Raw genomic sequence first — 624 nt, 5'->3', positions numbered from 1 at the left:
TTCGCGGCTGCGATCGTCGAGGCGCAGGCGGCCGATGCGGTGATCAAGACCGTGCAGACCGGGATCGACGCGGCCTATGCCGAGTTCAAGCAGGCCGCCGCCCAGATGCCGCAGGAACTGGCCAAGGCCGAAAAGGAGCTGACCACCGATGCGTCACAGGACGAGGCTGATCTGAACGCCCGTTTTGCCAAGGCGCAGGCAGCCGCCAAGAAGGGCGACAAGCAGCCCCTCCTGGACCTGCTGGCCGATCGCGAGCGGTACATGCGTGCCGCGAACCTGCGCGTCGAAGGGCTGGACGAAAGCGGCGGCACCGAGGTGGCCAAGGTGCGCGTCAAGATGGCAACGTCGCGGGCACGCATCGAAAAGCTGTTCAACGACGCTCAGGCCGCTTCCGAGGCCGAGGTCGAGGAGGAGGTCGAACCCGACCAGCCCTGAGGGTGCGGGGCACGCGCAGGGTCACACCTGCGCGTGCAGCATTTCCAGAAAGGCGGCCATCAGCGCGGTGGGCTGCCAGTCGGCCAATGTGGTGATCCCGATCGGGCGATCGGTTCCCGGCAAGGGATAGTCCAGCGTCGTCAGCAACCCCTGCTGGCATTCGTGCACGACCTGGCGCGGCGAGATCAG

1 protein-coding gene is annotated in these 624 nt (G+C 66.8%); it reads left to right on the top strand.

What is annotated here, in order from left to right; all coding sequences use genetic code 11:
* Window positions 1-435, top strand: a 435-nt coding sequence (locus ACLD7X_RS17870) for a hypothetical protein (protein WP_411425035.1), incomplete at its 5' end; no start/stop codon positions are given.
* Window positions 436-624 lie beyond the last annotated feature (189 nt).

The sequence above is a fragment of the Aphanothece microscopica RSMan92 genome, from assembly GCF_046613545.2.
Taxonomy (GTDB): domain Bacteria; phylum Cyanobacteriota; class Cyanobacteriia; order PCC-6307; family Cyanobiaceae; genus NIES-981.
The sequence above is the reverse complement of the archived record's forward strand: the minus strand, read 5'-3'. Positions and strand labels throughout refer to the sequence as shown.